14 protein-coding genes are annotated in these 13,081 nt (G+C 59.0%); 6 read left to right on the top strand and 8 right to left on the bottom strand.

Annotated features, from left to right (window positions below):
• Positions 1-135: 135 nt before the first annotated feature.
• Positions 136-852, bottom strand: coding sequence for a TetR/AcrR family transcriptional regulator (locus ACODSM_RS01775; protein WP_060985481.1), 717 nt, complete (start codon positions 850-852; stop codon positions 136-138).
• A gap of 72 nt (positions 853-924) precedes the next feature.
• On the bottom strand, positions 925-1,539 hold the full coding sequence (locus ACODSM_RS01770; protein ID WP_056643959.1) for a glutathione S-transferase N-terminal domain-containing protein: 615 nt from the start codon (positions 1,537-1,539) through the stop codon (positions 925-927).
• Between the two features lie 131 nt (positions 1,540-1,670).
• On the opposite strand from ACODSM_RS01770, the gene purB reads away from it, so the two are divergent.
• Positions 1,671-3,050, top strand: a complete 1,380-nt coding sequence (purB, locus tag ACODSM_RS01765; protein ID WP_209816827.1) for an adenylosuccinate lyase — start codon at positions 1,671-1,673, stop codon at positions 3,048-3,050.
• A gap of 101 nt (positions 3,051-3,151) precedes the next feature.
• Positions 3,152-3,712, top strand: a complete 561-nt coding sequence (locus ACODSM_RS01760) for a YaeQ family protein (RefSeq protein WP_015016277.1) — start codon at positions 3,152-3,154, stop codon at positions 3,710-3,712.
• 85 nt (positions 3,713-3,797) lie between these two features.
• On the opposite strand, the gene ACODSM_RS01755 is transcribed toward ACODSM_RS01760, so the two are convergent.
• Both ACODSM_RS01755 and ACODSM_RS01750 read right to left on the bottom strand, forming a co-directional pair.
• Positions 3,798-4,103: a putative signal transducing protein gene (locus ACODSM_RS01755; protein ID WP_488804141.1), complete on the bottom strand. Its 306-nt coding sequence runs from the start codon at positions 4,101-4,103 to the stop codon at positions 3,798-3,800.
• Positions 4,104-4,150: 47 nt separating this feature from the next.
• A complete protein-coding gene (locus ACODSM_RS01750) occupies positions 4,151-4,597 on the bottom strand; it encodes a DUF3717 domain-containing protein (RefSeq protein ID WP_015016279.1) in 447 nt (148 codons plus the stop codon).
• A gap of 523 nt (positions 4,598-5,120) precedes the next feature.
• Here ACODSM_RS01750 and ACODSM_RS01745 point away from each other — a divergent pair.
• From ACODSM_RS01745 to ACODSM_RS01735, 3 genes are all read left to right on the top strand, one after another.
• Positions 5,121-5,876, top strand: a complete 756-nt coding sequence (locus tag ACODSM_RS01745; RefSeq protein ID WP_015016280.1) for a TerC family protein — start codon at positions 5,121-5,123, stop codon at positions 5,874-5,876.
• A gap of 90 nt (positions 5,877-5,966) precedes the next feature.
• Positions 5,967-6,425: a hypothetical protein gene (locus ACODSM_RS01740; RefSeq protein WP_295936730.1), complete on the top strand. Its 459-nt coding sequence runs from the start codon at positions 5,967-5,969 to the stop codon at positions 6,423-6,425.
• A gap of 69 nt (positions 6,426-6,494) precedes the next feature.
• A complete protein-coding gene (locus ACODSM_RS01735) occupies positions 6,495-6,848 on the top strand; it encodes a phage holin family protein (RefSeq protein ID WP_295936727.1) in 354 nt (117 codons plus the stop codon).
• On the opposite strand, the gene ACODSM_RS01730 is transcribed toward ACODSM_RS01735, so the two are convergent.
• A complete protein-coding gene (locus ACODSM_RS01730; protein ID WP_488804140.1) occupies positions 6,816-8,414 on the bottom strand; it encodes a M48 family metalloprotease in 1,599 nt (532 codons plus the stop codon). The genes ACODSM_RS01735 and ACODSM_RS01730 overlap by 33 nt on opposite strands.
• Positions 8,415-8,472: 58 nt before the next feature.
• On the opposite strand from ACODSM_RS01730, the gene moaC reads away from it, so the two are divergent.
• The gene (gene moaC, locus ACODSM_RS01725; RefSeq protein WP_488804139.1) at positions 8,473-8,958 is read left to right on the top strand and encodes a cyclic pyranopterin monophosphate synthase MoaC; all 486 of its coding nucleotides are present in this window, start codon (positions 8,473-8,475) and stop codon (positions 8,956-8,958) included.
• 831 nt (positions 8,959-9,789) lie between these two features.
• Here moaC and tfpZ read toward each other — a convergent pair.
• The 3 genes from tfpZ to ACODSM_RS01710 all read right to left on the bottom strand — a co-directional run bounded on the left by tfpZ (position 9,790) and on the right by ACODSM_RS01710 (position 12,947).
• On the bottom strand, positions 9,790-10,590 hold the full coding sequence (gene tfpZ, locus ACODSM_RS01720; RefSeq protein WP_488804138.1) for a TfpX/TfpZ family type IV pilin accessory protein: 801 nt from the start codon (positions 10,588-10,590) through the stop codon (positions 9,790-9,792).
• Positions 10,587-12,320: a PglL family O-oligosaccharyltransferase gene (locus ACODSM_RS01715; RefSeq protein WP_488804137.1), complete on the bottom strand. Its 1,734-nt coding sequence runs from the start codon at positions 12,318-12,320 to the stop codon at positions 10,587-10,589. Before ACODSM_RS01715 ends, tfpZ begins: the two co-directional genes overlap by 4 nt.
• Positions 12,321-12,434: 114 nt before the next feature.
• Positions 12,435-12,947: a pilin gene (locus ACODSM_RS01710; protein WP_488804136.1), complete on the bottom strand. Its 513-nt coding sequence runs from the start codon at positions 12,945-12,947 to the stop codon at positions 12,435-12,437.
• Positions 12,948-13,081 lie beyond the last annotated feature (134 nt).

Here is a 13,081-nt window from a genome sequence, read left to right as displayed (position 1 = left end):
CTCGTTGGCGGCGGTCAGGCCATGCGGGAAAGGCTGCAATGTAGGGACGCACGGCGCCAGACGCAGAGCGCCCCCGGCTCCGATGTCCGGGAGCACCGCACGGTCAAGGCGCGCAATGCGTCGGAGAAATGCGAATCAGGGCCGCAGAAAGCGCACGATCATTTCAATGATCGATTCACGGCGTTGCGCCGTGGCGGCAGGCGTGTCCAGCGAGCGCTTGAAGATCGCGCCAAAGGTGTGGCGGTTGGCCACGTTGAAAAAGCACAGGGCGGAGATCGACATGTGCAGATCGACCGGGTCCACATCCGGACGAAAAACCCCCGCCGCCACGCCGCGCTGGTACACATCGCGCACGGCATGGATGACCGGGATGTTCAGTTCCTGGATCGTGGCCGATTGGGTGATGTACTCGCCCCGGTGCATGTTCTCGTTCATCACCAGGCGGATGAAGTCGGGGTTGGCGAGCTGGTAGTCCACCGTGAAGCCGACCAGGGTGCGCAGCGCCTGCTCGGGCGCCAGGTCTTCGAGGTGCAGTTCGGACTCGATGCGGCGGATGCGCCGGTAGGCATCCTCCAGCACCGCCACATACAGACCTTCCTTGCTACCGAAGTAGTAATAGATCATGCGCTTGCTGGTGCTGGTCAGTGCCGCAATCTCGTCGATGCGCGCCCCTGCCAGGCCCTTGTCCGCAAACTCTGCCGTGGCCACCTGCAGGATGTTGGCCATGGTGCGGTCCGGGTCGTTCACGCGCACCCGGTCGGCGCCCGGGGTGGCTGCGGCCTCGCGTGCGGCGCGCTGGCGGGTCGCCCTGGTACCAGCGCCTGGGGGTGGGTTTTGAACCATCTCGTTCATACGCCCGGGAGCATACGGCAAGCGGAGGGTCGAACGGCACAAAGCCCCGCCGCACGCTGCGGCAGGACAGGGTCAGGCAGGCTTGGTGTCAGCGAAGCTGGGGCGCTGCATCAGTTTGTCGAGCAGCTTGCCCAAGTTGGGGTATTCGTTGCGCCAGGCGATCTCGGGAAAACGGAACTCCAGCCAGCCCAACGCACAGCCCACCGCAATGTCGGACAGGCTCAGGTGGATGCCGCTGCAATAGGGCTTGTCGCCCAGGCCCTGGCTCATGGACTTGAGACCATCGTTCACCTTGAGCAACTGGCGGTCGATCCAGGCCTGGCTGCGTTCGCTGTCCTTGCGATGGACCCAAGTGGCTTCCAGGCGGGCCAGGATGCCGGCGTCCATCACGCCGTCGGCCAGGGCCTCCCAGGTCTTGACCTCGGCACGTTCGCGGCCCTGGGTGGGGATGAGCTTGCCCACGGGCGACAGGGTGTCGAGGTATTCCACGATGACACGCGAATCAAACACGGCCTCGCCGCCTTCCATTACCAGGCAGGGCACCTTGCCCAGGGGGTTGGAGGCGGAGATGTGGGTGTCGTCTGCCCAGACGTTTTCTTGCACGAACTGGTAGTCGAGCTTTTTCTCAGCCATCACGATACGTACTTTGCGCACGTAGGGGCTGGTGGTGGCTCCGATCAATTTCATGGTGTGTCTTCCAGTGCGCGGGGATGCTGAACAATTCGGGTTTGATTCTATCGACAGCGACCCGGCGTGAGGCTGACTGATGCGCCGCCCCCACAAACCCCGCCAACCCGCCCCGCCTACAATGGCGCGCCATGAGCCTGTCCACCATCACCGCCCTGTCGCCGCTTGACGGCCGTTACGCCCCCAAACTTGCCGCCCTGCGCCCGATCATGAGCGAACACGGCTACATGCACCGCCGCGTGCAGGTGGAAGTGGCCTGGTTCATTGCGCTGTCGGATGCGGGTTTTGCTGAATTCAAGCCCCTCACCACCGGAGCACGTGCTTACTTGCTAGGCCTGGTCAAGAACTTCTCCGAGGCCGACGCTGCCGCCATCAAGGAGATCGAGAAGACCACGAACCACGACGTGAAGGCGGTCGAATACTGGATCAAGAGCAAGTTCGAAGCCCGTCCTGAGCTGGAAAAGGCCTCCGAATTCGTGCACTTTGCCTGCACCAGCGAAGACATCAACAACACCAGCCACGCACTGCAGCTGCGCTCGGGCCGCGACCAGGTCATCCTGCCGGGCCTGGACCGCATCATGCTCAAGCTGCGCGAAATGGCTCACGCATTTGCCGATGTGCCCATGCTCAGCCGCACCCACGGCCAGACCGCCAGCCCCACCACCGTGGGCAAGGAAATGGCCAACGTGCTGATGCGTCTGCAAACGGCCTGCGAGAAGATCGCCGCCGTCAAGATCATGGGCAAGATGAACGGCGCCGTGGGCAATTACAACGCCCACCTGTCCGCCTGGCCCGAGTTCGACTGGGAAGCCTTCAGCAAGAAGGTGATTGAGACCCCCGAACCGCTGGGCCTGGGCCTGACCTTCCAGCCTTACAGCATCCAGATCGAGCCGCACGACTACATGGCCGAGCTGTTCGACGCCGTGGCCCGTGCCAACACCATCCTGATCGACCTCTCGCGCGACATCTGGGGCTATGTGAGCCTGGGCTACTTCAAGCAGCGCCTGAAGGCAGGCGAAATTGGCTCGTCCACCATGCCGCACAAGGTCAACCCCATCGACTTCGAGAACGCCGAAGGCAACCTGGGCCTGGCCAACGCACTGCTCAAGCACCTGTCCGAAAAGCTGCCCATCAGCCGCTGGCAGCGCGACCTGACCGACAGCACCGTGCTGCGCAACATGGGCGTGGCCCTGGGCTACGCCACGCTGGCCTACGCCTCGCTGCTCACGGGTCTGAACAAACTCGAAATCAACGAAGAAGCCCTGGCCGAAGACCTGGACGCTGCCTGGGAAGTGCTGGCCGAGCCCATCCAGACCGTGATGCGCCGTTTTGGCGTGCAGGGCGCCTACGAAAAGCTCAAGGAAGTGACCCGCGGCAAGACCGTGACGGCTGAGGCGCTGCACGGGCTGATCCAGTCGCTGGAAATTCCCCAGGCTGAAAAAGACCGCTTGCTGGCTATGACGCCCGGTAGCTATGTGGGCAAGGCGGCTGAGCTGGCACGCCGCGTATAAAAATGATAGCTGCCCGCGCTTATCGCGTGGGCACTTAAAACCTCTGGAGCTGCCAAAGCAAGCACCCACTTGCACTGGCAGCTCTTGTTTTTGATACATCCATGGCCATTAAATCCACCATCTTCAAGGCGAACCTCCAGATCGCCGACATCGACCACGGCTACTACGCCGACCATGCCCTCACCCTGGCCCGCCACCCCAGCGAGACGGACGAGCGCATGATGGTGCGGCTGGCGGCCCTGGCCATGCAGGCGCACCAGCTCAACGACCTTTGCAATGGCGACGCCACATTGGCGTTTGGCGCGGGCCTGTCGGACCCGGACGACCCGGATGCGTCCCTCACCGACTTCACGGGCCGCAAACGCCTGTGGATCGAAGTGGGCCAGCCCGAGGACAAGCCGCTCACCAAGGCCTGCAGCAAGGCGGACTCCGTGATCGTCTACTGCTTCAACCACGCCGCAGAAATCTGGTGGAAAGGCATTGAGAGCAAGCTTTCGCGCCTGGACAAGCTGCAGGTGTGGCGCATTCCGACCGAAGCCTCCCAGGCGCTGGCGCAACTGGCCGAACGCAGCATGCAGCTGCAGGCCACCGTGCAGGAAGGGGCCATCACCCTGAGCAGCACGCAGGGCAGCGTGCATGTGGAGCCGGTGCGCTGGAAGTAAGGGGGTTTTGAGCCAAAGTGCCCACTAGCGCTAGTGCAACATGCCTCAGTAGCTATTGAATATATAGCAAACGAGTCCTGTGTCGTCAGTCGCGGGGCATGAACGCGCCGCAATTCCAGCACTGCTCAAAACCGCCTTCCACCATCTCGCCGCAGCGGCAGGCCCAGTGGCGCTGTGGCAGGTCTTGCAGCTCCTGCAGCAAGGCCCGGGCGCGGGCAACATGCTCTTCATGGTCCAGCCAGATCTCGGGCAGGCACTGGTCGGGCGGCAGGTGGCCCGCAGCGGCACTCAGGTACTGGCGCTGAACGGAGGCGGTCATACCTGCCTCGCACAGCAGGTCCGCCCACAGGGTCGCGATGGCGATATTCGGGGCTTGGGTCAGACGCTGCATGGCACCACCTTAGCGGTTTGCCGGGCCGACGCATAGCCCGCCACGCGCTAAACCCCCTTGCTGCTGGCGGCGCCCGGGGTCGTCACCCCCTCGGCCGCCCGCTCGGCATACCGGTTGAACCGCCAGGCCGAGTGCTCCAGGGTGATGCGACGCCACACCCCCCGCTTTTCTGCTGGCGTGAACGAGAGCCAGAATTGCACCTCGTCGAACGTGCGTCCGCAGCCTTTGCACAGATCGTCGCCCTGGCTGGTGGAACAAATGGCGATGCAGGGCGTGTCGGGTGTCGTGTCGTACCAGCTCTGCCATGCGGCCATGGCGGCGGGAGGCAGGCTGTCCTCGTCGATCTCCGTGGTGTGGCCATAGACCATGAGCGCGTAAACCTCCCCCAGGGCCTGGACCTCAGGCGCCAGGCCCAGCCCCTCGGCCGATGCAGGCGCCCGGTGGCGCCAGTAATTGATGGCGGCTTCGATGTCGGTGATGTGGATGGCAGCCATGGGAACGGGGCGAGAGAGCAGAAGCGCAGCGGTGCAGCAGGAGAAGGGGGCTGGATCATAGCGGTCCGCCACAAGGGACGCTGGCAGTGGTGGTATCCATCGTCTGCCCGCCTCAGCCACCTCACCAGCCCCACAGAAGTACGCAGTAACCACAACGCCCCAGCCCTTGCGCTGCCACGCCGAGGATGTTCCAATCGCTGTCTCGAAGGGGAGTAGCTCCCGCCTTGCCAGCCGACCCGCCATCACTCGGGCCGAGCCAGCGCAAGGCATCGGATTTGTCGTCAATACGAAGCCATGCTTCCGGCAATCCGGGTTCACACACAACCAGCCTGTGTGGAACTGAGCAAGACCTTTGATGGGCCCACCGTGGGCTGATCAAGGCCGTCCCTTCGCTTGCCAACGCACCCCTGTCTGGGGCAAGCCTTCCTTGACCAGGTCACCCAAAGCCCCCTATCCCTGCGGGGGACTCGGCGCTACAGTGGCGCCAGGATCCTCGTTTCGCGCCACTGACATTGAGGAATTTATGGACTTTTTGGCTTCGCCCGAATTCTGGCTCGCACTCGGCCAGATCATCATCATCGACATCCTGCTGGGGGGCGACAACGCGGTGGTCATTGCCCTGGCCTGCCGCAAGCTCCCTCCCGCGCAACGTACCAAAGGCATCATCTGGGGCACGGCCGGTGCGATCGTGCTGCGTGTGATCCTGATCGCCTTCGCAATGACCTTGCTGGCACTGCCCTTCCTCAAGTTCGTGGGCGCACTGCTGCTGGTGTGGATTGGCGTGAAGCTGCTGGCCCCCGATGAAGAAGGCCATGGCGACGTGCAAGGCAGCGACAAGCTGCTGGCCGCCATCAAGACCATCATCGTGGCCGACCTGGTCATGAGTGTGGACAACGTGATCGCCATTGCCGGTGCGGCCCAGAATGCGGGCGACCATTCGTTCCTGCTGGTGGTGCTGGGCCTGCTGATCTCTATCCCGATCATCGTCTGGGGGAGTCAGCTGGTCATCAAGCTCATGGAGCGGTTTCCCCTCATCATCACGCTGGGCGGCATGCTGCTGGGCTGGATTGCGGGCGGCATGCTGGTCACCGACCCGGCGCTCGCCAACCCCGACAAGTGGCAGTGGATGCTCAAGATGCCCGTCGATAGCGTGACCGGCGAAGTGACCGATGTCGTGAAGTACGGGGCGAGTGTGGCTGGCGCGCTGCTGGTTTTGCTGGCGGGCAAGATCATTCTGGCTCGCCGCGCCAGTGCCGGCTCTGCACCGGCCGGGCACTGACCTGACCGTTTCGCGAGGATTGCATTGCATCTGAGGCAGCACAGGGGGCCATACCGCGCCCTGTGGCATGCCGTACATCTGGAGGTGGGTATGGACAAAGTCATCGTGTATGTGGACGACGCAGCGTACGCGCAGCAAGTGCTGGCCCCCCTGTGCGGGCGCCCCGCCAGCGCGAACACCCATTGGGTGCTGGTGGCGTGTGCACCCCGCATGACCCACCGCGTCAGTAAATGGGTGAGCCACAGCACCCGTGAGAACTGGCGCACCAAATGGGCGGACAAGCTGTTCGCACAAATTGTCCCGACGTTGCATGCACCTTCGGGCGCTGTGACCACGGTAGTGGCCAAGGGCCCGCTGGCCGAACTCACGGCCCAAATTCAGGCAGAGGCCGGTGGCGCAGTGGCCGCACCCGTGGTGGATGCACGTCGCCCCAAGTCCGAGCCCGTGCAGCCCGCCGGCCGTCTGGACGGGCGCTGGTCGTCACTGTCGGGCACCCTCGGCAGTGTGCTCACCGGCTTTGGTGTATTGTGGGTGCTGGCGCTCGAATAATCCGCTGAGGAGGGCAAGCTCGCCACATCCAGCGATGGCAAAGGTGCAGGCCAGTGCTATTCTCCGGCCATGCGACTTCTTCTGAAATGGCTGCTCAGCGCTGCATCGCTGCTGTTTGTGGCTTACATCTACAGCGGTGTGGAGGTGAAGAGCTTCACCTCGGCGCTGATCGCGGCCTTCGTGATCGGACTGTTCAATGTGGTGTTGCGGCCAGTGCTGGTCGTGCTTACCTTGCCCGTCACCATCGTCACGGTCGGACTCTTTCTTTTCGTCATCAACGCGCTCATGTTCTGGGCAGCGGCCAGCGTGCTGGATGGCTTCCATGTCGCAGGGTTTGGCGCTGCGCTGCTGGGTTCGCTGATCTATTCGGTGCTCGGCTTGATCATCGAATCAGCGCTCGGTGGACTGTTCGCGAAGAAGTGACTCCATCGCGCGCAAGCGGGTGTCAATGATGGAAGCCTCAATGTGGTCCACCGCAGGTCCACCTCGGCGGGCCATCTCCTGACCGGCCTTGAACCGGTCTACCGCAGCGGCATAGTCATACCGCGCGGCCTGCGCTTCGGCCTCTGCACGAATCGCCCTCAACGCCTGGCCTTGCGCTTGCCAGGTTGACGCCAGCAGTTGCCATACGGTCGCATCCTTAGGGTGGGTTGCTACCCAGGTTTGCAACGCCTGCGTGGCGTCCGCTGCTCGGTTGGCGCGCAACAGTGCTTGGGTACGCAGCACCAGCTCCGGCCTGCGTGCGTTGCTGGCCTCTGGCATGGACGCCAGGGCTGCAGAAGCATCGCCCGCTGCCAACTCGATCTCCGCCATCAGGAGGCGTGCTAGGCGGTGAGCGGCGGCATCCTGTCGCACCAAGTCATCCAACTGGCGAGCGACCAGACGCGCACTTGCGGCATCACGCAGCTGGCTGCTTGCCAGCGCCGCCGCATACAGCGCGGCAGCACGTCGCGGCAGCGGCTGCGACTGAAAACCCGAGCCCTTGGGCTCAGCAATCCATTGGCGCAAGGTATCCACCCCAGGGTTGGACAGCACACGCGCCCGAGCTGCCACCATGACATGTTCGCTGGAGGCCTGCATGGGGGCCCCAGGCGCCGACGCTGCCCCCGGAGGGATGCGCGACTGCATGTCTGCCATGCGCTCAGTGGTCAGCGGATGGCTGCGCAAATAGGGCCACGATCCATTGTCATTGAGCCGGTTGGCCTGCTGCAATTTTTCAAACATGCTCACAAACCCCTGGGGCGCGAAGCCTGCAGGGGCCATCAGCCCGTAGCCAATACGGTCCGCCTCGCGCTCCATGTCCCGCGAGAAATTGAGCTGGTTCTGAATGGCCAAGGCCTGACCACCCACAACCAACGCCTGCGTGGCACCGGGGTTTTTGCTGGCCGCCAGAGCGCCTAGTACCATCGCCCCGAGCAGTAGCGGCGTCTGCTTGCTCTGCTGCGTGATCAGCCGCGAGATGTGGCGCTGGGTCACATGGCTCAGTTCGTGCGCCAGCACGGAGGCCAGTTCATCACGTGTCGCCACCACACCAATCAATCCCAGATGCACCCCTAGGTACCCGCCGGGCAGGGCAAACGCATTCACCGTGCGGTCGCGACCCAGCAGGATTTCCCAGGCAAAGCGCTCATCAAGCTCGGCGCTGAGTTCACCACGTGACTTGGCTGCGGAGAGGAGAGGCTGCCAGATTCCCTGTACATAGTCGGCCACAACGGGGTCATCGACGTAGTCGGGGTCCCTGTACAGCTCGCGGATGATGCGGTCGCCCAGACGGCGCTCGGCGCTGGTGGTGAGGTCGCTGGAGTCGCCAAGGGTGGGGAGAGGAGATTGTGCGACGGCAGGAAGTGCCACACCAACACCAATTGCTATTAATAAAGAAGCGTTCAGTGCAATACTAAAAAGCGTTATAGGCACTTTTTGCTGTTTTTTTTGAATAACCAAGGAGACCTTAGTTCCTGGTTCTTCGGGGGGGTGTTTAGCGTTCCACATGCCCGTATGATGCCCACTCGCTCAATTGTTTCCCATCGATTCACCCGGTTATCACGCGATGTCAGCACTTACTCACTTCGATGCCCAAGGCCGGGCCCACATGGTTGATGTGGCCGCCAAGGCCGCCACACACCGTATTGCCGTCGCCAGTGGACGCATAGAAATGCTGCCCGCCACCTTGGCTGTCATCGAAGCGGGCACCGCGAAGAAAGGCGATGTGTTGGGCATTGCTCGCATCGCTGGCATCATGGCGGCAAAAAAAACCAGCGACTTGATTCCCCTGTGCCACCCGCTGGCATTGACTCGCGTCGCTATTGAATTCGAGGCTTCTAGCGCCCAGCAATTGGGCGCCGTCGGCATATTTTGCTCAGCAACGGTAGAGACCGTTGGCCAGACCGGTGTAGAGATGGAAGCCCTCACTGCCGTGCAAGTGGCCCTGCTTACCATCTACGACATGTGCAAGGCCGTAGATCGGGGCATGTCCATCCACGATGTGCGTGTGGTGGAAAAGCACGGGGGCAAATCGGGGAGTTTTATTGCGTGAAATGACATCCCCTTCAATAAGCCAGCGTAGCGCCTCAGTACCGAGCATTGATGCGACTTGACGCGATACAGAGTCGTGCGAACATCAAACTTCGTGGCGATGACCGTTACACCAAAAGCCATCCCCTATCCGCAAGACATTCATTCGTACAGATCGGGTGCACTGAGAAAAAGGAACGTGCGCTACCCGCCCTGGTGTCAGCATGCACTCGGGGTTCCTCGACACGAATGAAGCATCAATTGGGAGCAGTGGATCGGAAGGGCGTGCAAGACGTACTGATCAATGCGAAGCGCGCAGAGAGATAACTCGCCAAAGGTCTATCCCGCCCGAAATGTCCAACACCAAGGATTGGTACCACTCGCCGGTGGCCTTCTCATCCAGCGCGCCCAACGTGGAATGCAACAGCAAGGGCAAAGCCGAGACGCCATACGAATTCGGTATCAAGGTCAGCCATACCCTCTTGATCCGGAGAGGGCTTGGGGAACGCGCTCCATACAGAGCGACTCCAAAACTGGCTTACCTCGGCAGAATATCGGAGCAGCGATCGCCATTGGCATTGCCCGGCCGCAGCCCCAAGGGCTGCGGTGCGTGAAGAGCGAAAGCTTGCACACCCTGCGGTAACGCCAGAGCAGCAGCTTCACAATAACGCTCAAATCGACAATGAATTGATTAAGCACCGTCGCCGTTATGCGAGGTGCAAATTGCCCCCGATTCGGACCATACTCGCGCTTGACCATGGCCAGATCAACTTACGCTGCGATATAGCGTCAACCTGCCCGCACTGAAAATGGACTCGCTCCAGGAGGATCAACAGGGCTTTGCCCCAACTGGTCAAAAAGAGTCTAGTGACAGGTATGCCAATGGCGCGGCACTTTTAGAGTCCAGCAACACAGTCCATACAGCACTGCCGCGCCCAAGGACTGGCAGATAGCGCAGCTCCTCGAATGGTCGACCCGCTTCCTCTACGGCGCGGGCGATAGCATTCGCATGTTGCGGGAAACGTCCCATCAGCTCCCCAGCTGGCTTGGCGGCGTCAAGCACCCGCGTCACAGCGAGCGCATAGGGCTGCCAAAGCTCACAGCGCGTCGGCAGCGGGGCTCCGTCCAGCGCCTCCACGGTCGCATCGAACTGCTCATTCGCGTCTTTGAATGGGCGCAGCGCAATGAGCTGTGGCCCTCCGAGAGGTATTACGCGCAAATTTTCTGGAGCGTTACCAAGTCGCTTCGGATCAATGTCAACAGCGTGAACGATACTAAAACGTGAATATTCAAAAACCAAATATGCAGGTCGAGCAACAAAAATGGTCCACAACCCATAGCCCAAGGCACCAAGCTGTATTAAAGCAACTACAGCCAAGTCCAAAAATAATTCGCGGCGCCTCTTTTTTTGATTGAATACAAGAAATGTAATGAATGGACCCAAAATTACATCGATACCCACAACCAACCAGAACAACTCTTTGCCCCCCGACAACACATCATAGGGAGCTGGATACCATAGACCGAAAACCACGTAAGCAGCAATAAATGCCACCACAAGGCTAGCAAGCAGATGAACACCCGCAGCAAACACACGTGTTTTCAAATTTTCCCCACGAAAAATGGCCTCTAGTCTCCTTATGTTAAAAATCATCTTTCGGCACGATTCAAATCTGGAAAAGGAATTTTACTCAACTCTGGCCATTCATTTTTTGAAGCAGCATCCCATTCTTTTCTGGCTGCATTGCAAATAACAGGCTTATGCAAACTGCACAAAAGTTGCAGCGTATGAGCAGCCGCCTGCGGCTGTCCATTCAACCCTGCTGCGTAGGCATATCGCAGGAGGGCGAGAGAACTAGGAAAGCGCTCAGCATTTTGTTTGTATATTTTCAGCTCTGACTCTGGCATATTTCTTTCGGGTTTATGGCGTGCTACAAGATGCATGGTTGCAATTTGATCCAAAAGAATCAACTCAGGTTTAGCCTCTTGCGTTGCATTTTCATATTTCATCATTTGAAATCGAGCATTGCGCCAATCTTCCTCCCAAAATAAATACTCTTCAGTCAATTTTAAGAATAAAATAACAGCTGGGAAACTAATCAGAATTATCAAAATTTTCTGAACATTCTTCCACCACCCACCAATAGCAAGCCCAGAATCGGCTCCAACCATCGAGCCCAACATAAAACCGGTTGGGATAAGGAAATACAAGAAAGACAGCGGCAGCTCTACCAGAGCGTGACCCATGATGCACGCAAGCCCACTCCAAGCAGCCCACTGTGCTGCGGAGGCTGGTGACTTCACACTATCCGCAGCATGCTTGTAAAGCAGAAAAAACAAAAGGACTGTTGCCGGCACCCCCATCCATAACAAAAGATCTAACGCAATATTGTGCGCACTAGAGAAAAAAGTATATGTAGCCGGATGGTTCAACGCAATAGCTTGCTGGGCTAGACCAATTTGTCCGAAACCCCAGCCAGCCCAGGGCCGCATGAAGATAGCCTCCAAAGCTGAAGCCCAATAAATTGGGCGTAAACCACGCTCACTCCTTTGCAGGACAGACTGCGCGTTATCCATCAGCAACAGCAAATGATTGATCTTAGGCCAAGCAAGCGTGCACCCCACATAAAGACCAATCACAACGATATGCGTCCACTTGGATAAATTCAAACGATGGCGGGTACGCATGACGTGGAAAGCAATACACCACAGCCCCAAACCCAAAATAGCATGCCGTGATTGCGTCATTGCCAACGCAAAGCAAAAAACCAGAATCAATGCCCAAGTAGTTATACGTCCCAGCTGCTTGGTTTCGCGTAAAAACAAAGTGCCAGTCACAGAAAGCAACAACACGGTTGCCAAGTGGTTGGGCTGCGCCAGATTAGCGAATGGCCGTCCTCCAGGCGGCAAATCAATAATAAATAGACCAAAGTAGGGAGAATCTAACCATTGATGTAACGCCATGCCCCATGAAACAAGACCAGCAACCACCCATGCCCACCAGAAAGGCTGCAGGCGTGCTTCTCGTGATTGCGGGACGTTCTCTTGAGCCACGTACTGGCCCGCCATGGCAGATACCCCCAACAGCAACCAATACAACGCCGCCATCAAAGCATCACTGAAAAAATACAAGCGACTGGTAACCAATTGAAGCAATGCGACTGTTACCCCCAACAAGGCTGCGAGCGTTGACCAGGATACAGCTGGCGGTGGGTTGCGATACTGCTGCCACAGCGTGAACGTGGCCAGAGGCAGCAAGGCGACCACTGCCAACCATTCTTGATGAAAGCTGAGCCAAGGCTGATAATGATTCGGCAATAGCATGGCGAGGCACAACAGACTACCAAACCAGCCCATGGCCCAGGAGAGCAACTTTGAATTCACGAAAAAACTCAGCAATCCGGTACTAACAAAAAAAGCGATGTGGCACTAGGCCACATCGCTCATCTTGATCATCATTTGGGAAGATTATTTAATCGTTCCCACTAGACGAGCCGATTATCCACGGCAAGAGCCGGGCAAATACTTTTCAGGCATCGCCTTGGTACCATGTGGACCGCAGACCCACTTGAAAACTTGAAGATTAACATCAGTATTGGCAAATTTCGCCGTATTGGTCTTGTAAGGGGTCAATAGAATCTGCTTGTCAGCAGCAGCGCCCAAATCTTTCGCGTTGGCGGCAGCACGGGTCAATACAGTAATTTCTCCAATATCACTGGTGGTCACCGTCAAAACATATTTGGTGGGTGCGCTCGCGTCAGTTGCGCCAGCAGTGTCACCAGCTTCACAGCCCCACTTGTTTGCCGCGGGCAATTTGTCAGAGGAAGTCGTCTGGATAGTTTCGGTGATGCTAGTGCGGCACTGAGACGCAGCCAGGATGACTTCCGATACCTTGGCGCGGATAGTGTAATCCTGGTACGCGGGCAAAGCCACGGCGGCCAAAATACCGATGATCGCAACGACGATCATCAGTTCGATCAGGGTAAAACCCTTTTGGATAGAACGCTTCATGAAGAACTCCTAGGAAAAGTTGCAAATGCAAAGTCACCATGCAAACGCCGTGCCTGCTAGTAGCAGATGAACTATCTGTCACATCCAGCATCTGGTGATGCATATCGTTGCCCTTCTGACCCCGACTGCAACAT

Source organism: Acidovorax sp. FG42 (genome assembly GCF_057809195.1).
The sequence above is the reverse complement of the archived record's forward strand: the minus strand, read 5'-3'. Positions and strand labels throughout refer to the sequence as shown.